A 21,955-nucleotide genomic window follows, 5' to 3' on the forward strand; every position below is an offset into this window, starting at 1 on the left:
CGTGCGCTCCCTGATCGACTACGCGATGAGAGTCTGGGGTACGTGACCCAGCGATCCAGACCAACAAGCCGGGAAGCGCCGGCCCTCCGCACCCATTCCAAGCCTCGCACCAGCTGGGGCTTTTTCGTATCTGGAGGATGCATGGAAAAGCTACAGCTCGACGTTGAGGTTGAGGGCGCCGCTGACTTCCTGCGCCCTCTGGCTGAAACGCTCAGGTCACTTGAACATTTTCCCGAGCTGCCGCTGCAGGTCCTTCGTGACCTTGTCGCCCACAGCCTTCATGAGCTTCCCGTAAGTCTCGACAGCACCGCATTTGCCGCAGGTGACCTTCGAGTTGTCGTTCGGCCTAGCCGGAACCTCGAACTTGTCACTGCCGCACTTGGCGCACTTGAGGGTTACCTTCATCGTTTTTCGCTCCGTGAAACGTCTTGTGTGGAAACTCGACGATAGCACGGGGCCATCTTTTCACGTATCCAAGGGCTCGCCAGTTCGACGGGTCATTTTGTTTCTGGAGCACCACCTATGGCCGAGCCAAGTACCGGCGCCCTCGCAGTGACCGGCGTACTTGCCAGCTTCGGCCTGGGTGCCCCGGCATAGCTAATCATCCCCCTCAAAGCGTACATCCGAGATACCCAAATCTGCGACCGCAATGCGGAGATCATCATGTGATAAGCGGCACGGCGCGCGCGCCTCAGGCAAGGGGGCAGCGGGGGCATGCAGACGGAGGAGAGCGGTCAGCACATTGTCTTCGTTCGGCGTGCTAGACCAATCGCATATCCAGAATCTGGTATGGCCTTTGAGGTTGTAGTCGATGCGGTATTTCATAGGTTGCCGGACCTCCGCCATTGGACGTCAGTTATGCCGAAGCGCTCAGCAGCAGGCCGAGAGACTTTTCTGATATCCGAAGCAGTGAACTTAGGGATGACTCCAACGCCGGCTTCGCAGGCAGCCCAGTGCCAGGCCTCATCGTTATCCATCCTCTCGGCGCGGACGATGAATTCGCGAGCTTCTCCATGGAGGTGATAAGCGACCACATAGATGTTACTGACGGGCATTTACTAGTTCCTTCTAGCGAAGCCAGATCGGCCAACATTCCTTTTAACCCCTAGGGATTCCGGGGGCAAGCATCCGGCCGGTTTTACGTCGGTGCACGAATTTTCATTTACGGAGCAAGCAATGGCCCGACCGACCTCGGCCCAGGCGCAGCCACCTCGCTGGGCATAAGGCTCCTCTACTGTTCTCGCTGGGTGGTTGGTCGCCCCAGCCTTCCGCACCCACTCCTGGGCTCGCCACAACGGCGGGCCTTTTCTTTTTCTGCTCCCCGCAAGGGAGGAACCCGGATGTCCAACATGCCAGACAAACCAGACACCTGGGCGGTTGCCCTTGCGTGGTTGAGCCAGCATTCGCCCCTGTTGTATGCGGCCGGGCTCTCCTGCGCCATGGCTGTGCTGCGCATCACTTACGGTGGCGGCACTCGCCGGCAGATGCTGGTGGAGGGCGCCATATGCGGCGGCCTGACCCTGACGATCATCAGCGGCCTGGAGTTCTTCGGCCTGCCGCAGAGCATGTCGACGTTTGTGGGTGGCTGGGTTGGCTTCCTTGGTGTCGAGAAGGTCCGCGCCATTGCTGATCGCGTCACCGACTTCAAGCTGCCGAGCCGCAAGGTCGATTAATCCGCGCCACAAAATAGACATGCGCCGTTTTGTGGCGCGAGCACGCTGGTCATGCGTTCAGCCAGATTAGTGAAGCACTCGACCGGGGACCGGTTGAAGCTGATCCCTTTCGTGGATGACTCCGCGCGCTGCTTTGGTAATTACATCTTGCTGAAGCTGATTAACCTGCATGGTGAGGACACGAACGGCAGTTTGATAAACAACTGATCCGGACGCCACGGGATGCTCCTCCAGTAGGCCTTCAAGCTTCTCGGTTAGCAAAACGCACCTGTCTATAAGCTCTTCGATTTCTTTCATCACGGTTTCTCCAGATCTTTCCGCTACGACCATCCGGGCGGAATGTCGTTCCGACGACCCCGCGGATGCGCCGATTTCATTGCGCGAGAGAGCTTATCGAACATGGCCAAGCAACCCTATACACCATGCAGGCTGTATGTCGACGGTGCCGACGGCATTGCAGTCAGTGATTTCATAACCACTGCTGCCGGATCTGCCTATTTGGTGCAGACGCTGCGTGTGAGCCGCACCCGGCCAGAGCGAAAGTACATGGGCTGCTTGCGCTGGCCCATCGCCGAGATACCCGCCGATGCGCGGTGCTACCAGCTGACCTGGTACAGGAGGTGAGCAATGGCCTGTAGTGGATGCGCCGCTCGGCGCGAGTGGATCAACAAGTGGACAAAGGTGGCGTATGAGCGAGCAGCAAACCTATTCGCAACAAATCGAGCAGCTGAGCCCGAAGAAGGGCGACCTGTTGGTGGTCAGCGTTCCGTTCCCGATCAAGACGGAGGTGCGCGAGCGACTGACTCAACACCTGGCAGGGACAGCTGATCGACTCAAGTGTGAGCTGATCGTGCTTGAGGCGGGCATCACCGCCCAGCTGCAACCAAGCGTCAGCGACCTACTGGCTGAGCAGCAGAAGCAGACCGCGCTTCTGGAGCAGATCGCAACCCAGAACCTGGCGCTGATTGAGGCGCTGGCGGACGGCGACGATGTTGATCCTGACGCTGAGCCAGGCACCTACCTGGATGGCACACCATGCCGCTGAGGCCACAGCGCCCATGCAGAGCCCAGGGTTGTCGGTCCCTGCACCGGAATGCCAATGGCTACTGCGTCGGACATGCCGAACTGGCTGCCGAGCAGGCCAAGGCCTGGGCTACACGCAAGGGCTCAGGTCGTGGCGGTCGCCCCTGGCGTCGGCTGCGTGACCGCATCCTCAAGCGTGATCAGTACCTGTGTCGGTGCGATGACTGCACAAGGCTGGGAGGGATTCGCGAGGCAGATGAAGTTGACCACATCATCGCGCTGGCCCACGGTGGCACGGACGATGACAGCAACCTCAGGGCCATCAACCACGATTGCCACAAGATCAAGACACAGAAAGAATCCCGACAACATCGATAGATAGACCATGCGACCTATACCCAACCTCAGCGGCTATTACGCGACTGAGGAGGGGGAAGTTGCGTCTGTTCGATCTGGATCGGTAAGGGTGCTGAAGAGCCAGGTGTACGATGGCTACCATCGCGTCACATTGACGGTGCGAGTCAATGGCAAGAAGGAGCGTCATCGCTTCGAAGTGCATCGACTCGTGCTTATGGCGTATGCAGGCTTGCCGCAGACTGACGGCCTTGAAGCGCGCCACCTGAACGGTATGAGCGAGGACAACCGTCCGGTTAACTTGGCGTGGGGTACCAGGCGACAGAACCTAGAGGACGCCATCAAGCATGGTACTCGCGGACCAGGAATGAAGGCTCTGCATCGACGCCTTACTGACCAGCAGGTGGTTGAGATAAGGCAGAGGAGAGCTGCAGGCGAGTCGCCGAAGACTCTGGCCGAGGAGTACGGTGTACATCGCGAATACATCCCCAAGATCGTCAGCGGCAAGGCTTGGAGCTGCATACCGATCAAGGTGGGGGTAGGGGCCTAGTGAAAGTTCACACCTTTTCGCTCGGACACCGCGCCCCCAGCTTTTTTTCCATTTCCGCAAAATTCAGGTTTCCAAAATGGCCCGACCGCGCAAGCCGACGAATGTGCTTGAGCTGACGGGTGCGTTCAAGAAAGACCCCCAGCGGCGCCGCGAGGATGCTGAACCGGTGGGCGAGCTGACCGCCCCGCCGGCTCACATCAATGGAGCAGTGCTCCACGCCTGGAAGGAGATCGCCAAGTACGCGCCAAGGGATGTACTGACGAACTCCGACCGACTGACATTGGAGCTGGCCGCCAACCTGCTGGCCCAGTTCCGCAATGACCCACTCGATTTCCCTGCCGCCAAGCTGGTGCGGCTGGAGGCCATGCTCGGCAAGTTCGGCATGACCCCGGCCGACCGATCCAAGGTTGGCGGCGGTAAGAAGGACGCGCCGAAAGGCAATGCATTCGCGGAGCTGTGATGGCAAAGACGAAATTCCCGCTGATGAAGGCGGCTGAGAAGTACGCCAAGGATGTCGTCGCCGGGAAGATCCTCGTCTGCAAATGGATCAAGTTGCTGGCCCAGCGTCACCTCGACGACCTGGTGGCATCCAAAAGAAAGGACTTCCCGTACAAATTCGATCCCGCCAAGGCGGAGAAAGTCGCCAAGTTCCTGCAGCTTCTACCGCACACCAAGGGTAAATGGGGCGGCAAGAAGCAGCTTATCAAGCTGGAGCCATGGCAACTTTTCTCGGTTTGCGTGCCGTTCGGCTGGGTTCGCAAGAAGGATGGCACCCGGCGTTACCGGACGATCCTGGTGTTCGTACCCAGGAAGAATGGCAAATCGATCATCGGCGGTGGCGTTGGCCTCTACATGTTCGTTGCCGACGGAGAGTTCGGCGCCGAGGTCTACTCTGGCGCGACCACGGAGAAGCAGGCCTGGGAGGTGTTCAGGCCGGCCAAGCTGATGGTCGAACGAACCGACGACCTCCGGGAGCACTACGGCGTCGACGTGAACGCATCCAACATGGTAGTTCTGGCCGATGGATCGCGATTCGAGCCTGTCATCGGCAAGCCCGGGGACGGGTCATCGCCGTCGTGTTCGGTGGTCGACGAATATCACGAACACCAAGACTCCACGCTGTTCGACACGATGGAGACCGGGATGGGCGCCCGCGAGCAGCCCATCATGCTGGTCATCACCACGGCTGGCTCCAGCATCGGCGGCCCCTGCCACCAGCTGATCCGCGATTCCGAGCGAATGCTGGAAGGCGTGATCGACCGGCCGGACCTATGGCCGGCCCTCTACACCATCGACCAGGGCGACGACTGGACCAGCGAAATCGCGCTGCGCAAGGCGAATCCAAACTTTGGGATATCCGTCGCGGAGGACTTCCTGCTTGCCCGGCAGCGTGATGCGATGCAGTCGGCGACCAAGCAGGCCACCTTCCGTACAAAGCACCTGAACGAGTGGGTCGGCGCCAAGAATGCCTGGCTCAACATGCTGCGCTGGAAAGAGGCTCCGGCCAGGAAGAGCCTTGCGGAGCTGGAGGGGCGACCGTGCTACGGAAGTCTCGACCTGGCGAGCAAGATCGATATCGCCGCCAACCTGCTGATCTTCCCGCCGTATGGCGACGATCCGTTCTGGCATATCCACGCCAGGTACTACCTGCCAGAAGCGCGCGTGCTCGAGGAGCTGGATAGCAACACCGCGCGGTACCGCGAGTTCGATGCGCTGGGTCTCCTGACCCTGACTGACGGGGAGGTCACCGAATTCGAAGTCATCAAAGAGGACATGCGTGAGTTTGCCGGGCGCTTCGACATCCGGGCCTACGCCTACGACCCGTGGCAGGCCACGCAGTTGGCTCAGGAAATGGATGCCGAAGGTTTACCGATGGTGGAGCTACGCCAAACGGTGCAGAACCTGAGCGAACCCATGAAAGAGGTAGAGGCCCTGGTGCTGCAGCGAAAGCTGGCCCACGGCGATTGCCCTGTACTGACCTGGATGGCCTCAAACGTTGTGGCAAAGCTTGACGTGAAGGACAACATCTACCCCAACAAGGAGCGCCCGGAGAACAAGATCGACGGCATGGTGAGCTTGATCACCGGCTGCGCTGTGGCCATCAAGCTCGGCATCGACGACTCCGGCCACTTCGATGACTTTCTTGCCAGCCCGATCGTGGTTGGCTAACGGGACAACCTATGAAAACTGGCCTGATCATCTTTCTGGCGCTTGCCGCCGGCGGCTTGCTGCTGGGCGTTGCTGGCGTATACGTGCTGGCCGGCCTGGGTTACGCGCTGCTGGCCGCTTCCGGTTCGCTACTTATCGCCGCGGGCTTCATTCGCAAGGGGTTGATCAGTGGCTAAATCACTAACGCAGATCCTCGGCCAAGCCTTGGTGAAGTCGGCCGAGCCAGGAGTAGCATCGAGCCTGGCGGGCTGGGCTGGCCGCAAGATTGGCCTGACCGACGCCGCGTTCTGGAACACCTTCTACGGAACCGACTCGGCGTCAGGAAAGGTGGTCAGCCAGCAGACGGCGCTCCAGCTCTCGACGGTATGGGCTTGCGTGCGACTGATCGCTGAGACCATCGCCACTCTGCCGATTGCCTTGTACGAGGACAAGAACGGCGCGCCGACGGTGGCCAGCTCTCACCCTGTCAACTTCGTGATCAGCCAGCAGCCCAACGCCGACCAGACCCCTGTCGAGTTCTGGGAGAACGTCATGGCTAGCCTGCTGCTCCAGGGTAACGCTTTCTGTGAGCCTCACCAGAGTGGCCGAACGCTGACCAGCCTGGAGTTTCTACTGCCGCAGAACATGTCACCGCCGCGGCGCTTGGCGGACGGCTCCATCGAGTACCGCTACACCGACAACTTTGGCAAGCCTCACACGCTGACCGAGGATCAGATGGTGCACGTGCGGGCCTTCGGCGTGGACCCACTTTGCGGCCTATCGCCGCTGGCCTACGGGCGGCAGGTACTGGGCTCAGCAATGGCTGCTGATGAGTCGGCGGCCAAGATGTTTGCCAACGGCATGAAGCTGGGCGGCGTCCTGTCCACCGACCAGATCCTCAAGCCGGACCAGCGGAAGGACATCCGCGAGGACATGATCAAACAGTTCTCCGGCGCAACGAACCACGGCAAAACCATGGTCCTCGAGGCTGGCATGAAGTACCAACAGGTCTCCATGACGCCGGAGGATGCCCAGATGCTGCAGACCAGGGCGTTCAACGTCGAGGAGATTTGCCGCTGGTTCCGGGTGCCGCCGTGGATGGTGGGGCACACGCAGAACTCCACCAGCTGGGGCACTGGCATGGAGCAGCAGATGATCGGCTTCCTTTCGTTCACCCTGCTCCCCTGGATCAAGCGCATCGAGATGTGCGCCAACCGGCGTCTGCTTCGCCCCGATGAGCGCCGTCGCTTCTACGTGAAGTTCAACCCGGAAGGGCTGCTTCGCATGGACAGTGCCGCACGGGCGGCCTTCTACAGCTCGATGACTCAGAACGGGATCTACACCCGGGACGACTGTCGGCGCAAAGAGAACTTGCCGCCGGAGGGTGGCAACGCGGCAAAGCTCACCGTGCAATCCAACATGCTGCCGATCGACAAGCTGGGCGAAGACCCCGGCGGCGCCAATCAGGCCAAGGCAGCGTTGCTCGACTGGCTCAACGACCAGCCAAGAGGTAATACCCCATGAGGCACAAGGATCGACTGGCGGCGGTCAAGTACCGCTCTTTCGACTATGACGTGAAGGCTGTCGGCGACGACGGCCTTTTTTCTGGCTACGGCTCGGTGTTCGGGGTGGTCGACAGCTACAACGAAGTGGTTGCGCCTGGCGCCTTCCTCGAATCGATCCAGGACGCCAAGGCTAAGTCGCGGACCTTCCCAGTGCTCTGGCAGCACCGCACTGGTGAGCCTATCGGCAGTTGGGACATCAGCAGCTTGAAGGAAGACGAGCGGGGGCTGTTTGGCGCCGGTGAGCTCTGGCTGCAGGACGCTCCGTATGCGCGCATCGCCTACCGCGGCATGCAGACCCGTTCGATCACCGGTCTGTCGATTGGCTACTACGTCCGCGAGTCGAGCTTCGACGAGAAGACGCGCATTCGCACCTTGACCAAGCTGGACCTGATCGAGATCTCCATCGTTACGGTACCGGCCAACGACGAAGCGCGTACCGACACCATTAAATCGAAGCTGGCCCACGGTGGCCTCCCTTCGATGCCCGAATTTGAGTTGCTCCTGCGCGAGGCAGGCTTCTCGAAGACTCAGTCTGCGGTGATTGCCAACCGTGGCCTGCAGCACCTGCTCCGGAGCGAGTCCGAGGGCGACCTGGCAGCAATTGAAATCGCTGAGGCGCTCAAGTCGCGCCCGGCTCTTGGCCATTGCGCTCAGGTAATGCGAGGCCCAGATCAGTTTCTGGTCGCCGTCCATCAGGCCGCTGATGATCAGGTCGCGCACGTAACCCATGAGTTCGGAAGCCTGTTCGCGGGCGTCCTGGCAGGGGATGCCGGGTTCGATGCGGAACAGCGGGTGAGTGTTGTTTTCGCCTTGGTAGAAGCAGGTCTTGCCGACTGTGGTGGGTTCTGTTGTGTTGTCGGTGGGCATTGTTTTGTTTCCCTGGATTCTGGGTTGCCTGGGCTGGCCTGTTCGCGGGCTCGCCCGCTCCCAGAGGTGCTGTGCAGTGCATGACGGCTGTGATGACCCTGTGGGAGCGGGCGTGCCCGCGAAGAGGCCTGACCTGCTAATGCAAGGTGTGAGGCTCTGTGGGTAAATGCGGCCGCATCTGCAACTGCATCAACGCCGACTCGACCAGCCCCTGTACCGCTTCCATTTCATGGATCACGGCCTGCATCACGATCGAGCTGTGGGCGGTGGGTTTGAGTTGCACGGATTGGCGGGCCACGGACAGGGCGCAGAGTACGTACTCTGAGGACTGGACCAGGGTGTCTTGCAGGATCTGGGTGGAATGGGGGGAGTAGGGTGGATCGGGGACTGTCTTGCGCATGTAAGCTCCTTGGGTAGTGGAGCCGCCTGGCAACGCTGTCAAACGAATGGAGGCAGCTATACATGGGTTGACAGACCGGTACCCAAGGACCCGGCGCACACGAATGTGCCCCATGCACAGCTGCCATTAAGCGCTGCAACGGAAACTTGAGTAGTCGGCCTGTCAAAGCCGGTCGCTGATTTCACAACGACGAGCCGAGACTAGAGCGCGACCGAATCCGTCGCAACCGTTTGAGCGGGTTGGCAGTATGTTTGGGAAACGCCCTACAAGGAAGGGGATAATTCTGAGTACAAGCTGTAGGACGGATTTCTACTAATCAATCAGACAGGCTTCCTGCAACATTTTGTCTTGAACTGCCAATGGCACCTTGGGCTACAATGCGGCCCTCTGATACGCCACTCACGCCCAGGCCACACGCCGTAATGATTACGCGCGCTGGGCGATGAACTCTTCCTGACATGGATTCGTTGGATGCTTTGCGCCGTACTGGTCTCCCCCTGCGCCCCTCGCTGGACGGCTGAATTGTCGTCTGCGGCCAGTGCTGCACACTTTCTGAAAATCCCGCACAAACTCGAATGCTGCCGCCAACCATTGGCTGCGGTACGCGGCTGTGCGCCCCACCGAAAATGGAGTGCTCCACTTGCGTAAGAAATTCGTCGCGTCCCTTCTGGCGGTCGCCATCGCCTCTACCACGGCCTGTGCACAGCTCGGGATCAGCAAAGAGCAAGCGGGCACCGTGATCGGTGGCCTGGCCGGTGTGGCCATCGGCTCGACCATGGGCAGTGGCAACGGCAAGATCGCCGCTGCGCTGATCGCAGGTGGCATTGGCGCCTACGTGGGCAACCGCATCGGCCACATGCTCGATGAAAAGGACCAGCAAGCCCTGGCGCTGCGTACGCAGGAAGTGCTGAGCCAGCAGCAAACCACTGCCAGTGCCCAGCCAGTGACCTGGAAGTCCGACCACTCCGGCGCCACCGCGCAGATCGTGCCGGGCAAGGAATACACCAAGACCAAGCAGGTCGAGGTCAAGCGCGCGCCGAAGATCCAGGCGGTGCCGTCGATGAAGCTGATCAACGAGCCGTATGTGACCATCAGCGACAACCTCAACGTGCGCGCCGCGCCTAACCAGGCTGGTGAGAAGGTCGGCAGCCTGAAGAACCACACCGAATTCACCGCCGTGGGCTCCACCGGTGACTGGATTCTGGTCGGCCGCAAGGGTGTGACCGTGGGCTATGTGCACAAGAACTACGTCGAGCCCAAGGCGCAAGCGGTTGCCAAGCGTGTAACGCCAGCCGTCAACCTGGACGAGCTGGACGTTGCCGCCAGCAAGGAAACCCAAGGCTTCGACCTGGACTCGGTGCAGTCGCTGCCGACCCAGACAGTTGCCGCCGAAGCGGCCTGCCGCCCGGTCACCGTCAGCCTGAAATCGCAAAGCGGCCAGACCGAACAAGAGCAGAACACCTTCTGCAAACAAGCCAACGGCACCTGGGAACTGATCTGAGGAACTCCATGAAAAAGCACGCGCTCGCGCTGGCTGTGATCGGCGCTTGTGGTCTGGTACCGCAGGCGTTCGCCCACGAGCTGGCCTTTTCCAAGAAAGACAACATCAAGGTCGAAGTGCCCGGGGATGCCACCACCTGGTGCAAACCCCAGGTAGACCTGACCATCACCCGCCCGGCCTGGGATAACCAGGAACTGCTGTCAGGCCTGCTGACCAAGCTGCCGTTCGTGTTCGCCAAGGACTGCTCGACCGCCAAGGTGAGCTGGAAGGCGGTCGATGCCAAGGGCAACCTGTACGCCAGCGGCTCGGGCAATGCCAGCAACCTGGGGCTGGTGACACTGGCTGCTGCGCCTGCCACTGCCGCCCCGGCGCCGGCTGCAGCAGTTGCCCCCGCTCCGGCACCTGCGCAGCCAGAAGCACCGGCTGCTGCTGCACCGACACCGGCCCCTGCTCCGGCCCCAGCCCCAGCCCCAGCCCCAGCCCCTGCTGCTGCAGCGGCCCCGGCAGTGGTCGAAGCCGCACCTGCGCAGGCAAAACCCGCTCCGGCCCCCGCGCCCGCGCCAGCCGTAGCTGCAGAGCCAGCCCCAACCCCCGAAGCCCCGGCAGCAGCCCCTGTTGTGCCGCCCGCTCCGGCACCTGCCACAGCAGTCGCCGCAGCCCCCACTTCGGACTTCGGTCGCTCGGTGGTCCTGGAAAACCGCAACCTGATGCAGGTAACGGACGGCACCGGCTGCAAATGGGTGCTCAGTACCTCGATCATCGGCGATGGCGACACCCTGTCGTTCGGCACCACCCCGGCCATGCCGTGCCCGGCGTCCGGCTTTGGTGAAGGCAGCTTCGACAAAATCAGCTGGAAGGCTGTGGGTACCTACCGGGGTGATAACTGGACCCGCGTCTATGCTCACCCGAGTGGTTTGATCTTCAACAAGCACCTTGAGCCTGCGGTAAAGGACAAGGCCGTTTCTTATCTCACGCCGCAAGCTGACCAGGCCGCGTTCCTGGTCGGTGAGATCCCCGGCCGGCAGATGAAGGTGTACCTGACGTTCACCCGCTCCAGCTACGGCGTGCTCCGCCCGTTCGGCAGCGACCCTTACTACGTCGCGGTCACCCCGGACGAGTCGTTTGCCCTGGACGCGACCAAGTACAAGGAAGCTGCGCTGGAAATCTTCGACCTGATCAAGACCACCTCGCCGACCACCACCGATGTGGCCAACCTGTTCATCGTCAAAGACCTGTCGGCGATCTCGAACAACATCTGGGGCAACGACGCGCAGAAAATCACCCGCAACCGCATCGGCATCAACCGCCAAGGCCTGTTCTTCGATGTGCGCGACGGAGCCAACTGGGCGGTACAGCGCGAGCAGCAGCGTGTGCGTGAGCAGCGTCAGCGCCAACAGGAACTGGCCCGCGTGCACACCCGTGTGCTGGAACGTTACCAGCAGTTGCAGGACGGCATGAGCGACTTCAAGGGGCGCGAAACCGAGGCGTTGGCGCAGATGGCCGGTATCAAGGTGCGCTTCGCTTCGCCACTGGAGCAGCAAAACCCTGCGACCTCGGCCAGCGTAGTGCCGATGATGGTGCACGTTACCGGCAAGAAAGGTGACTTCTACAGCATCGACTTCCCGAGCAACGGCCGCCTGGTTGCGGACGAGGAATACAGCGAAGGCTGGTACGTGACCCAGGTGGCCAACGCCACGCCGTACTACCCGCTGGACGACGGCCGCGCCGTGCCTACCTACCGTGCCTACAGCGCCGGTGAGCCGGAGGCCTGCAAACAGGACCACTGTGCCGACCGCGTGTCGTTCGGCGCCGTGCTGGCCAAGGAATTCCCCAACGCCGGTATCGATTTCAGCTGGACCCCCGAGGTCTCCCAACAGTACGTGAACGACTGGAACAACGCTTCCGCCATGGTCCAGTGAGGCAAACACCATGATCAAACAGATGAACAAGAAGCAGCTGCTGATTGGCGGTGTGGCCGCAGCGGTGCTGGTGCTCGGTGGTGGCTATGCGATGGTCGCCAGCTCGGGCAAGAAGGCTGCGCTGGCCTACTATGACGACTTCAAGGAGCGCTATTTCCTTGAGGATGTGCTGTCTGAGGGGGACATTTCCTACTCGGCGTTTTCCGGCAACCTGACGGTAGCCGACCCGGAGATCCGCGTGGCGGCGGCGCAGACCAATGGCGCCCAGCAGTTCATGCGCGGCCTGTCGGGCTTGATGGAGTCCGTACAGGGTGGTTCGGCTGAAGAAGGCCTGGCGGGCTGGGCCAAGTACCAGCTCAATGTCAGCCGCAATGTGGCCGGGGTGTACCTGAAGGCTGATGCGCTGAAGCTGGCCCATGACGGAGACAGCAAGGATGGCAGCATTCATATCCAGTTGCTGGGCATGCAGATGGCCAACCCTTACGTTGCCAGCAAGGGGGCTGAAGTCGTGCTGGTGGCGGATGTCAGCGACGAAGTCCAGCCACGTGCCGAGCTGGCCGCCAATGGTCGGGCCGCCCCGTCGAACTTCACCTGGGGCGCCAACATGGCGGTGCGCCAGCCAGTAACCGGCGCGTTTCTGGTCAGCAGCACCGGTGACTTTGGTACCACGGTCGACCTGGACTTCACCATCAAGCGCTCCAGCGATGGCGAAGGCTCGATGGCGTTCGTGGTCACCCACCGCAACGACGGCTCCAAGGTGGGGGAGATCGTGCGTAAGGCCGACTTCCAGTCGCTGCCGGAGCTGGACGATGTCGAAACACAGCTCAAGAGTGCCCTGAGCGCGATGCTGATTGGCGCGTACAGCCCGTACACCGGCCAGGCGGTGTTGGCTGAAGCGGTGAGCGGCTTTGCCCGCAAGGCCAAGGTCGAGAACTACTCGGTGAGCTACAGTGGCTTCAAATCGCTGAAAGAGGCTTTCAGCGATTACCAGCAGCAAGTCCCCAAGGCAAAGTTCGCAGCCTTCTGCCAGGAGGTTGGGCTGTCGTCGTGGAGCAGTGACTTTGGCGCCAAGGCCAAGAACCACAGCGACTCGGAGTGCGCCATCGGGCAGAAGCTGGTCGAAGACGGCAGTTTCGAAGAGCAGTACACCTTCAAGGAAGGCAAGAGCCTGTTTGCAGCGTTATTCGTGAGCAAGGCGTATCAGCTGGAAACCAATTGATTGGGTAATGGCTGAGTGAGCAAGCCCCCGGGAACCCTGAGTTGCCGGGGGCTTTTTTTGCTGTCAGGTGTGCCCGGACCCTGTCGGGCTTGGGATCAGCGCATCGCCGCCAGTTTGATGCCGAATCCCACCAGGCAAGCCCCCGCCAGTCGCTCGAACATATTGGTAATTCGCGGGTTGGCGCGCATGCGCTCGGCCAGTTGATGGGTCAGCACCACGGCAATCAGCCCATACAGGAAGGTCACCACCGCCACTGTCGCCGCCATGAAACCGAACGTCACCAGCCCTTGGTGCTTCACCGGGTCGACGAACAGCGGGAAAAACGCCATGTAGAACATGATCGCCTTGGGGTTGAGCAGGGTGATCATCATGGTCTGGCGCAGGTACTGGCCGTTGTCCATGCGGCAGGTGTGTGCTGCACCACCGGGTTTGCTCAGCAGCATGCGCAGGCCCAGGTAGGCCAGGTATGCAGCCCCCGCCCACTGCACCATATGAAAGGCGGCAGGGTAGGTGGCCAGCAGGGTGGCGACGCCGGCTACCGCCAGCCACAGCAGCACCTGGTCACCCACGATCACGCCACAGGTCGCGGCCAGGCCTGCCTTGATACCGCCCTTGCCGGTGGCGGTGATCAGGGCGAAATTGCCCGGGCCGGGGATGGCCAGAAGAATAAGGAAGGCGATGACGAATGCGCCGTAGTCGGTGACGCCTAGCATGGTGAGTTCCTGTTGGGCATTGCGAAGGCAGTGCGCTGAACTATCGTCGCCAACGGCGCGCTTTTCAACCTGTTGTTGCACAGTTGCAAAGAACCTGTGCCAAGTGCGGCTTGGATCCAATGCCTGGAGTCTGTATGATTCCGCGGCCATCAGACGATGGTCGAAGATGATTCATTTAAAGGACTGAGTAATGAAAAAGCTGTTCAAGGCCACCGTTGCCGTTGCTGTCGTTTCGGGTGTTGCCCTGCTGTCGGGTTGCACTGGCCAAGTTTACAACCAACCGAAAAACTGCACCTACGACTACCTGTTCCACCCTTCGGTTTCCATCTCCAAGATCATCGGTGGCTGCGGCCCGATCGATAAACTGCCTCAGCAGCAGTAATCTTGGCGGTACCCTGATCGCGACGCTTGCGGCGTGATCCAAGGCCCCCGGTCATGCACATGGCCGGGGGTTTTTGTTTTTGACGTGACAAACTGCCGCTGGGGCAACCGGTCGCCTTGACGCGTCTGCCTGCAATTTGTTTGTGCTGGCATTTCAGATACAATCGGAAAAACGATTCAGCCTTGTCGGTCAATTCGACCAAAGGCCGAGCCGTTTTCTGGTTCTCTGGCTGCTGAACAATGATCAACAAAAAGCCTGCGCTGAAGAACACGCTTTACCGGGGCCAGCCACAGGCCCTCCCTCTGTTCTCCTGACTGGAATTGATCAATGTTCAAGAAAGCTGGCAAGACCTTGCTGGGTCTGGCGGTCGCTGCAAGCGTCATGCAAGCGCACGCTGCAGAAACCAAGAAAGTAGACGTGCTGCTGGTCGGCGGCGGCATCATGAGCTCCACCCTGGCCGTGTGGCTGCACGAGCTGGAGCCAAGCTGGTCGATGGAAATGGTCGAGCGCCTGGATGGCGTGGCCGAAGAAAGCTCCAACGGCTGGAACAACGCCGGTACCGGCCACTCCGCGCTGGCCGAGCTGAACTACACCCCGGAAGACAAGGACGGCAACGTCAACATCGCCAAGGCCATCGAAATCAACGAAGCCTTCCAGATTTCCCGCCAGTTCTGGTCGTGGCAAGTACGCCAGGGCGTGCTGAAGAACCCGCACTCGTTCATCAACACCACCCCGCACATGAGCTTCGTGTGGGGCGATGACAACATCAAGTTCCTCAAGAAACGCTACGACGCACTGCAGGCCAGCCCGCTGTTCCGTCCGATGCAGTACTCCGAGGACCACGCGCAGATCGCCAAGTGGGTCCCGCTGATGATGGAGGGCCGCGACCCGAACCAGAAGCTGGCCGTGACCTGGACGCCAATCGGCACCGACGTGAACTTTGGCGAGATCACCCGCCAGTTCGTTGGCCACCTGCAGACCCAGAAAGGCTTCGACCTGAAGCTGTCCAGCGAAGTGCAGGACATCACCCGCAACAAGGACGGCTCCTGGCACGTCGAGTACAAGAACCTGAAGGACGGTACCGAGTCGGCCACCGACGCCAAGTTCCTGTTCATCGGTGCCGGCGGCGGCGCGCTGAAGCTGCTGCAGAAGTCGGGCATCCCGGAAGCCAAGGAATACGCAGGCTTCCCGGTGGGTGGCTCGTTCCTGGTGACCGAGAACCCGACCGTTGCCATGCAGCACATGGCCAAGGCCTATGGCATTGCCTCGACCGGTGCGCCACCCATGTCGGTCCCGCACCTGGACACCCGCGTGCTGGACGGCAAGCGCGTCATCCTGTTTGGCCCGTTCGCTACCTTCTCGACCAAGTTCCTGAAGAACGGTTCTTACCTGGACCTGCTGAGCAGCACCACCACCCACAACGTGTGGCCGATGACCAAGGTGGGTATCGACCAGTATCCGCTGGTCGAGTACCTCGCTGGCCAGCTGATGCTGTCTGACGATGACCGCTTCGAAGCCCTGCGCACCTACTTCCCGAATGCCAAGAAGGAAGACTGGCGCCTGTGGCAGGCCGGCCAGCGTGTGCAGATCATCAAGCGTGATGCCGACAAGGGCGGCGTGCTGAAGCTGGGTACCGAAGTGGTGGCTTCCGAAGACCGCACCATCGCGGGTCTGCTGGGTGCCTCGCCAGGTGCTTCGACCGCTGCGCCGATCATGCTGAACGTGCTGGAAACCGTGTTCAAGGACAAGGTCGCTACCCCGGAGTGGCAGGCCAAGATCAAGGAAATCGTACCGAGCTACGGCACCAAGCTGAACGATTCGGCAGCGGCCACCCAGAAAGAGTGGAACTACACCGCTGAAGTGCTGCAACTGGGTAAACCGCCGGTGATCGACGCCAGCGTTGAATTCGGTGGCGCGGCAAGCAAGCCGGTTGAGAGCAAGCCTGAGAACGACATGGCGCTGTAACCGGCCATTGTTGTGAAAGAAAGCCACGGGGGAGACCTCGTGGCTTTTTTGTTGCCAAGCACACCGCAACCCTCAGGCTTATCGCCATCCCTGGTAGGAGCGGGTTCACCCGCGAAGAGGCCTGCACAGGTATCACTGCTGGCGCAGGATGCACTCCAGCAGCCCGGGAAACCGCTCGCCCAGCATCTCGCTACGCAGCGAATTCATATGGGTAGTCCCCACATTGCGGGTTTGCACCAGCCCTGCATCACGCAACACACGGAAGTGGTGGGACATGCTCGACTTCGGCCGACCTCCATCCAGCTCGCCACAGCTGGCCTCGGCCACGCCGGCCAGGTGGCGGACGATTTCCAGGCGCACGGGGTCGCTGAGCGCATAGAGCAGGCGTTCAAGAATGAGGTCGTCGGGGTTGGGATGTTTATAGGCTCGCATGGTTGACATGATAACGGGGGTTTCATTAATTGCCATAGTTCGATTATGATCGAACAACAGTATTCAAATGAACCCGGAGTTTCCCATGTCCGCACTGTTCGAGCCCTACACCCTCAAAGACGTCACCCTGCGTAACCGGATTGCCATTCCGCCGATGTGCCAGTACATGGCCGAAGACGGCATGATCAACGACTGGCACCACGTTCACCTGGCCGGCTTGGCCCGTGGTGGTGCCGGCTTGCTGGTGGTCGAGGCCACTGCTGTGGCGCCGGAAGGGCGTATCACCCCCGGTTGCGCCGGTATCTGGAGCGATGCCCACGCCCAGGCGTTCGTACCGGTGGTGCAGGCCATCAAGGCTGCCGGCTCCGTGCCGGGTATCCAGATCGCCCACGCCGGGCGCAAGGCCAGCGCCAACCGCCCGTGGGAGGGTGATGACCACATTGCCGCCGACGACGCGCGCGGCTGGGAGACCATTGCCCCGTCCGCCATTGCCTTTGGCGCGCACCTGCCGAAAGTGCCACGCGAAATGACGCTGGACGATATCGCCCGGGTCAAGCAGGACTTCGTCGATGCCGCCCGCCGTGCGCGTGATGCCGGCTTCGAGTGGATAGAACTGCACTTTGCCCATGGCTACCTGGGCCAGAGCTTCTTCTCCGAGCACTCCAACAAGCGCACCGATGCCTACGGTGGCAGCTTCGACAACCGCAGCCGCTTCCTGCTGGAAACACTGGCCGCCGTGCGCGAAGTGTGGCCGGAGAACCTGCCGCTGACCGCGCGCTTTGGTGTGTTGGAATACGATGGCCGCGATGAGCAGACCCTGGACGAGTCGATCGAACTGGCCCGTCGCTTCAAGGCCGGTGGGCTCGACCTGCTGAGCGTGAGTGTCGGCTTCACCATTCCCGACACCCACATCCCCTGGGGGCCAGCGTTCATGGGGCCGATTGCCGAGCGCGTGCGCCGCGAAGCGAAGCTGCCCGTGACGTCGGCGTGGGGCTTTGGTACGCCGCAGTTGGCGGAGGCCGCATTGCAGGCCAACCAGCTGGATCTGGTTTCGGTAGGGCGCGCGCACCTGGCCGACCCGCACTGGGCTTACTTCGCGGCCAAGGAGCTGGGGGTGGAAAAAGCGTCCTGGACCTTGCCAGCGCCTTATGCGCACTGGCTCGAGCGTTACCGCTGAGGCTTGGAGGGGCTGCTTTGCAGCCCATTCGCGGGCAAGCCCGCACCCACAGAGACACCGCAGGTTTCAGATACTGCACCCTCTCTGTGGGAGTGGGCTTGCCCGCGAATGGGCCGGTAGAGGCTAAAACCGGTCCAGTCGGTATGCGCCCATCTCAGGCCCACCAGCCTGCTCAGCCAACCGCCCCACCCATTCCGCCGTCACCGCCGCCTGGGTCAACCCTAGGTGCTGATGCCCAAACGCCAACAGCACCCGCCCATCGCACACCCTGTCGATCACGGGCAATGAGTCCGGCAACGAAGGCCTGAAACCCATCCACGGCGTTGCCCCTTCGACGCTCAAGTCGTGCCGGAACAACCCCTTGCTCAACCGGTGCAACTGCCACGCCCGCTGCATGCTCGGCGGTGCCTGCAGCCCGGCAAACTCCACTGTGCCCGCCAGGCGCAAGCCTTCGGCCATGGGCGTCATGATGAATTTGCGCTCAAGCGAGGTGACTGCAAACGGCAGGCGCTGGTGCTCACCCGGCAACATCAGGTGGTAGCCGCGTTCGGTATCCAGCGGCACCCGCGTGCCTGTCAGCGCGGCAGTCAGTTTTGCAGAATGGGCGCCACAGCTGACAAGCACCTGGCGGGCATTGAGCATGCCTTGGTCGCTGGCAAGGCTCACGCCGGCACTGTGCAACTGCCCGCCATCGACCTGCGCCTGGACAAAGCGCACCCCACTGGCCTTGGCCGCTTCGAACAATTCGCACACCACCCTATAAGGGTCGATGAAGTGCCCGGTGCGTGGGAAGAACAGCCCGCCCAACAGTGACGGGCTGAGTTGCGGCGCCGCTTCGCGCACGGTTTCGGCCGACCAGAAGTCCACCGGCACCGCCTGCTGTTGCATGCGTGTGCGCAACGCCTCCAACGCCTGGCGTGACTCAGGCTTCTCGAACACCAGCAACGAACCATCCTCTTGAAACAACTCGCTGCGCCCGATTGAGCCCAACAGCCGTTGCCAGGCGCCCAGACTGCCTTCGTTCAGCGTGCGGATGCCCGCCACGCTGCGCTGGAACGGCGCCGGGCGCAGGTTGAGCAGCAGCCGGGTGAACCACGGCATGGCCTTGGGCAGGTATTTCCAGTCCAGGCGCAGCGGGCCCATCGGGTCGAGCAGCATGCGAGGCAGGCGCTTGAGGATCGACAGGTCGGCAATCGGGAACACTTGCTCGGTTGCCAGGTGCCCGGCATTGCCGAAGGACGCGCCAAGGCCGGGTGCCTGGCGGTCGACCAGGGTTACCCGACGGCCCTGGCGGGCCAGTTGCAAGGCACAGGCGACGCCGACGATGCCTGCGCCGACCACGGCAATATCGGTTTCAGCGGTTTCGAGCATGCTCAGCCTTCCCGTTTGCCGTCTAGCAGGCGCCGCAGTTGCAGCGGGTTGCCGTGTTTCAATGCCTGCGGCAACAGCGCATCGGGGAAGTCCTGATAGCAAACCGGGCGCAGGAATCGCAGGATCGCCGCGGTGCCCACCGAGGTGGTGCGGGCATCGGAAGTGGCCGGGAACGGCCCGCCGTGGACCATGGCATCGCACACCTCGACACCCGTCGGCCAGCCATTGACCAGAATGCGCCCGGCCTTGCGCTCAAGGGTGGGGAGCAGGGCGCGAGCGCTTTCGATATCGGCCTCGTCCAGTTGCAGGGTGGCGGTCAGCTGACCTTCCAGGTGTTCGGCTACCTGGCGGACCTGCTCAGCGTCGGTGCAGGCAACGACCAGCGACGCTGCACCGAACACTTCAGCCTGCAACGCCGGGTCGGCGAGAAACGCTTCGGCCTGGGTCACGAACAACTGTGCCTGGCACTGGTTGGGGCCCTGATCGGTTTGGCCACTGGCGATGGTTTGGGCGCAGGGGTTGTCTGCCAGGGCTGCGATACCGGCCTGGTAGGCACTGAAAATGCCGGGGGTGAGCATGGTTTGGGCGGGGGCCTGCTGCACGTAACCGGCGGCTGCAGTGATGAACCGCTGCAGGGCCGGCCCCTGCCGGGCGATTACTAGGCCCGGGTTGGTGCAGAACTGGCCGGCGCCCTGGGTCAGCGAGGCGACGAAACCTTGTGCCAGTGCTTCGGCACGGGCTTGCAGGGCGGCGTCGAACAGGAACACTGGGTTGATCGAACTCATTTCGGCATACACCGGGATGGGCTCCGGGCGCGCCTGGGCGGCTTGGCACAGCGCCATGCCACCGCTGCGCGAGCCGGTGAAACCAACGGCCTTGATACGCGGGTCGCTGACCAGGGCAATGCCCACTTCACGGCCCGAGCCATAAAGCAGCGAGAACACACCGTTCGGTAACGCGCACTGCTTCACTGCTTGCGCCACTGCCTGGCCGACCAGCTCACTGGTGCCGGGATGGGCACTGTGGGCCTTGACCACCACGGGGCAGCCAGCGGCCAATGCCGACGCGGTGTCACCACCGGCCACCGAGAAGGCCAGCGGGAAATTGCTGGCGCCGAACACGGCGACTGGCCCCAGGGCCACCTGGCGCTGGCGCAGATCAGCGCGGGGAAGGGGCTGGCGCTCAGGCAGGGCGCTGTCGACCCGCACGTCCAGCCATTCGCCGGCCCGCACTGTACGGGCAAAGGTGCGTAGCTGGGTGCAGGTACGGCCACGCTCGCCCTGAATGCGCGCCTTGGGCAGGCCGGTTTCGGCCACGGCGCGGTCGATCAGGGCATCGCCGAGGGCCTCGATCTGTGTGGCGATGGCTTCAAGAAAGTCTGCTCGTTGTTCGAGCGAGGTTTCGCGGTAGGCGTCGAATGCCGCCCAGGCCAGCGCGCAGGCCTGGGTCACGTGTTCGCCGGTGCCGCCGAGGTAGGCCGGCTCCAACGTCTGACCGGTGGCTGGGTCGATGGCACGGATGGCGTCGCGGCTGCCGGTTACCGGCCTTTGGCCGATCAGCAGGTTGCCTGTGAGGGGCATGTAGCCTCCTTGGAAATCTAATGCAGATGCATGGGGGGATTACGACCCCTGTAGGAGCGGGTTCACCCGCGAACACCGGCGAAGCCGGTGCCATGCACCGGGTCGCCTGATTCGCGGGCACGCCCGCCCCCACAGCGGGAGCAGTGGCTGCTCAGGCGATGTTCTGCTCAGCCGACCAGCTGGCGTACCAGCTGCGGAACAGCGCGTACTGCTGTTCGGCATAGTTGCGCTGAGCGTCGGTCAGTACGTCGGTCTCGTTGAAGTGCAGGCTGTACTCGGTGTCGCCGTTGAGCACCATCAAGTGCTTGTAATACAACACCAGGTCGCAGCCTTCATCGAACGACGACAGCACCGCCAGCGCCGCTTCCAGCTCGCGCGCCAGGCGGCGGGCACGGGCGTCGCCTTTGGCGGCCTGTTTGCTCAGGCTCACCAGTTGCAGCACTTCGCGCGGCAGCGCATTGCCGATGCCGGTGATGGCGCCGGTGGCGTTGCAGTTGACGAAGCCATGCACCACCTGGGTGTCGACACCGACCATCAGGGTGACATCGTCATCCTTGGAGGTGATGTGCTCGGCGGCGTAGCGCAGGTCGGCGCCACCGCCGAACTCCTTGAAACCGATCAGGTTGGGGAACGCGCTGCGCAGTTCGAAGAACAGGTCGGCGCGGGTGGCAAAGCCGTAGTAGGGGCTGTTGTAGATCACCGCCGGCAGCTTCGGCGCGGCAGCCAGAATGGCCGAGAAGTGATGCTTCTGGGCGATCAGCGAGGCGCCGCGGCTGAGCACGCGAGGGATGACCATCAGGCCGGCGGCACCGACCTTGGCGGCGTGGGCGGCATGCGAAACCGCCTCACGGGTGTTGACCGCGCCCGTGCCGACGATGGTCGGGATACCGGCCGCCACCAGGCGCGCCACGCCTTCCTGGCGCTCGGCCTCGGTCAGCAGCGGCCAGTCACCCATCGAGCCGCAGTACACCACCGCGCTCATGCCGGCTTCGATCAGTTCGCGGCCCTTGCGCACCAAGGCGTCGAAGTCCGGCTTGCGCTCGGCGGTGCATGGGGTCATCAGGGCGGGCATGGTGCCGGTGAAAATGTTGTTGGTCATTGTTGTTACTCCTGGCG

23 protein-coding genes and 2 pseudogenes are annotated in these 21,955 nt (G+C 62.1%); 15 read left to right on the forward strand and 10 right to left on the reverse strand.

Annotated features, from left to right (window positions below; genetic code table 11):
• Window positions 1–216: 216 nt before the first annotated feature.
• Window positions 217–405 (reverse strand): hypothetical protein, encoded by a 189-nt coding sequence (locus KW568_RS07070; RefSeq protein WP_012313239.1) that lies wholly within the window; start codon window positions 403–405, stop codon window positions 217–219.
• 416 nt (window positions 406–821) lie between these two features.
• The gene (locus tag KW568_RS07075; protein WP_019438287.1) at window positions 822–1,055 is read right to left on the reverse strand and encodes a DUF6555 family protein; all 234 of its coding nucleotides are present in this window, start codon (window positions 1,053–1,055) and stop codon (window positions 822–824) included.
• Window positions 1,056–1,340: 285 nt separating this feature from the next.
• On the opposite strand from KW568_RS07075, the gene KW568_RS07080 reads away from it, so the two are divergent.
• Window positions 1,341–1,673: a phage holin, lambda family gene (locus KW568_RS07080; RefSeq protein ID WP_019438288.1), complete on the forward strand. Its 333-nt coding sequence runs from the start codon at window positions 1,341–1,343 to the stop codon at window positions 1,671–1,673.
• A gap of 66 nt (window positions 1,674–1,739) precedes the next feature.
• Here KW568_RS07080 and KW568_RS07085 read toward each other — a convergent pair whose 3' ends face one another.
• On the reverse strand, window positions 1,740–1,970 hold the full coding sequence (locus tag KW568_RS07085) for a hypothetical protein (RefSeq protein WP_019438289.1): 231 nt from the start codon (window positions 1,968–1,970) through the stop codon (window positions 1,740–1,742).
• Between the two features lie 391 nt (window positions 1,971–2,361).
• Between KW568_RS07085 and KW568_RS31075 the strand changes: the two genes are divergently transcribed.
• From KW568_RS31075 to KW568_RS07125, 8 genes and pseudogenes are all read left to right on the forward strand, one after another.
• A complete protein-coding gene (locus tag KW568_RS31075; RefSeq protein ID WP_218584491.1) occupies window positions 2,362–2,718 on the forward strand; it encodes a hypothetical protein in 357 nt (118 codons plus the stop codon).
• Complete coding sequence (locus KW568_RS07095) at window positions 2,709–3,074, forward strand: HNH endonuclease (protein ID WP_172224276.1); 366 nt, start codon at window positions 2,709–2,711, stop codon at window positions 3,072–3,074. Before KW568_RS31075 ends, KW568_RS07095 begins: the two co-directional genes overlap by 10 nt.
• A gap of 88 nt (window positions 3,075–3,162) precedes the next feature.
• A complete protein-coding gene (locus tag KW568_RS07100; RefSeq protein WP_259537964.1) occupies window positions 3,163–3,600 on the forward strand; it encodes an HNH endonuclease in 438 nt (145 codons plus the stop codon).
• 76 nt (window positions 3,601–3,676) lie between these two features.
• Window positions 3,677–4,060 (forward strand): hypothetical protein, encoded by a 384-nt coding sequence (locus KW568_RS07105; protein WP_019438292.1) that lies wholly within the window; start codon window positions 3,677–3,679, stop codon window positions 4,058–4,060.
• A complete protein-coding gene (locus tag KW568_RS07110) occupies window positions 4,060–5,769 on the forward strand; it encodes a terminase large subunit (protein ID WP_259537967.1) in 1,710 nt (569 codons plus the stop codon). Before KW568_RS07105 ends, KW568_RS07110 begins: the two co-directional genes overlap by 1 nt.
• 11 nt (window positions 5,770–5,780) lie before the next feature.
• Entirely contained in the window at window positions 5,781–5,945 is a 165-nt protein-coding gene (locus KW568_RS07115; RefSeq protein ID WP_259537969.1) for a hypothetical protein, read from the forward strand.
• Complete coding sequence (locus tag KW568_RS07120) at window positions 5,938–7,272, forward strand: phage portal protein (RefSeq protein WP_252825492.1); 1,335 nt, start codon at window positions 5,938–5,940, stop codon at window positions 7,270–7,272. The genes KW568_RS07115 and KW568_RS07120 overlap by 8 nt, the downstream gene beginning before the upstream one ends.
• A pseudogene (locus tag KW568_RS07125) lies at window positions 7,269–7,766 on the forward strand (HK97 family phage prohead protease); the annotation flags it as partial. The gene KW568_RS07120 and the pseudogene KW568_RS07125, both read left to right, overlap by 4 nt.
• A 180-nt stretch (window positions 7,767–7,946) precedes the next feature.
• Here the strand turns inward: KW568_RS07125 and KW568_RS07130 are convergent.
• Both KW568_RS07130 and KW568_RS07135 read right to left on the reverse strand, forming a co-directional pair.
• Window positions 7,947–8,180, reverse strand: a pseudogene (locus KW568_RS07130) (DUF3077 domain-containing protein); the annotation flags it as partial.
• Between the two features lie 136 nt (window positions 8,181–8,316).
• A complete protein-coding gene (locus tag KW568_RS07135; protein ID WP_003254728.1) occupies window positions 8,317–8,580 on the reverse strand; it encodes a hypothetical protein in 264 nt (87 codons plus the stop codon).
• Between the two features lie 640 nt (window positions 8,581–9,220).
• On the opposite strand from KW568_RS07135, the gene KW568_RS07140 reads away from it, so the two are divergent.
• From KW568_RS07140 to KW568_RS07150, 3 genes are read left to right on the forward strand one after another with little or no spacing between them, the layout of a single operon-like run.
• The gene (locus KW568_RS07140; protein WP_003254727.1) at window positions 9,221–10,081 is read left to right on the forward strand and encodes an SH3 domain-containing protein; all 861 of its coding nucleotides are present in this window, start codon (window positions 9,221–9,223) and stop codon (window positions 10,079–10,081) included.
• Between the two features lie 8 nt (window positions 10,082–10,089).
• Window positions 10,090–12,000 carry a hypothetical protein gene (locus KW568_RS07145; RefSeq protein ID WP_004575732.1) on the forward strand — a complete coding sequence of 637 codons (1,911 nt, stop codon included), beginning with the start codon at window positions 10,090–10,092 and terminating at the stop codon, window positions 11,998–12,000.
• Between the two features lie 10 nt (window positions 12,001–12,010).
• The gene (locus tag KW568_RS07150; protein ID WP_004575731.1) at window positions 12,011–13,219 is read left to right on the forward strand and encodes a hypothetical protein; all 1,209 of its coding nucleotides are present in this window, start codon (window positions 12,011–12,013) and stop codon (window positions 13,217–13,219) included.
• Between the two features lie 95 nt (window positions 13,220–13,314).
• Here KW568_RS07150 and KW568_RS07155 read toward each other — a convergent pair whose 3' ends face one another.
• Window positions 13,315–13,932 (reverse strand): LysE family transporter, encoded by a 618-nt coding sequence (locus KW568_RS07155; protein ID WP_004575730.1) that lies wholly within the window; start codon window positions 13,930–13,932, stop codon window positions 13,315–13,317.
• Between the two features lie 190 nt (window positions 13,933–14,122).
• Between KW568_RS07155 and KW568_RS07160 the strand changes: the two genes are divergently transcribed.
• Together KW568_RS07160 and mqo are read left to right on the forward strand one after the other, a co-directional pair.
• Window positions 14,123–14,314 (forward strand): YhfL family protein, encoded by a 192-nt coding sequence (locus KW568_RS07160; RefSeq protein WP_003254720.1) that lies wholly within the window; start codon window positions 14,123–14,125, stop codon window positions 14,312–14,314.
• Between the two features lie 327 nt (window positions 14,315–14,641).
• Window positions 14,642–16,279, forward strand: a complete 1,638-nt coding sequence (gene mqo, locus KW568_RS07165; protein ID WP_004575729.1) for a malate dehydrogenase (quinone) — start codon at window positions 14,642–14,644, stop codon at window positions 16,277–16,279.
• Window positions 16,280–16,411: 132 nt separating this feature from the next.
• On the opposite strand, the gene KW568_RS07170 is transcribed toward mqo, so the two are convergent.
• Window positions 16,412–16,747 carry a helix-turn-helix transcriptional regulator gene (locus KW568_RS07170; protein ID WP_003254716.1) on the reverse strand — a complete coding sequence of 112 codons (336 nt, stop codon included), beginning with the start codon at window positions 16,745–16,747 and terminating at the stop codon, window positions 16,412–16,414.
• A 49-nt stretch (window positions 16,748–16,796) separates the two neighbouring features.
• On the opposite strand from KW568_RS07170, the gene xenA reads away from it, so the two are divergent.
• Window positions 16,797–17,888 (forward strand): xenobiotic reductase XenA, encoded by a 1,092-nt coding sequence (gene xenA, locus KW568_RS07175; protein ID WP_004575728.1) that lies wholly within the window; start codon window positions 16,797–16,799, stop codon window positions 17,886–17,888.
• A gap of 123 nt (window positions 17,889–18,011) precedes the next feature.
• On the opposite strand, the gene KW568_RS07180 is transcribed toward xenA, so the two are convergent.
• From KW568_RS07180 to KW568_RS07190, 3 genes are all read right to left on the reverse strand, one after another.
• On the reverse strand, window positions 18,012–19,259 hold the full coding sequence (locus tag KW568_RS07180) for an FAD-binding oxidoreductase (RefSeq protein WP_004575727.1): 1,248 nt from the start codon (window positions 19,257–19,259) through the stop codon (window positions 18,012–18,014).
• Window positions 19,260–19,261: 2 nt separating this feature from the next.
• Window positions 19,262–20,839, reverse strand: coding sequence for an aldehyde dehydrogenase (NADP(+)) (locus KW568_RS07185; protein ID WP_004575726.1), 1,578 nt, complete (start codon window positions 20,837–20,839; stop codon window positions 19,262–19,264).
• A gap of 151 nt (window positions 20,840–20,990) precedes the next feature.
• Window positions 20,991–21,938 carry a dihydrodipicolinate synthase family protein gene (locus KW568_RS07190; protein ID WP_003254709.1) on the reverse strand — a complete coding sequence of 316 codons (948 nt, stop codon included), beginning with the start codon at window positions 21,936–21,938 and terminating at the stop codon, window positions 20,991–20,993.
• Window positions 21,939–21,955: the final 17 nt, after the last annotated feature.

The sequence above is a fragment of the Pseudomonas sp. HD6515 genome (assembly GCF_024971855.1).
Lineage (GTDB): Bacteria > Pseudomonadota > Gammaproteobacteria > Pseudomonadales > Pseudomonadaceae > Aquipseudomonas > Aquipseudomonas alloputida.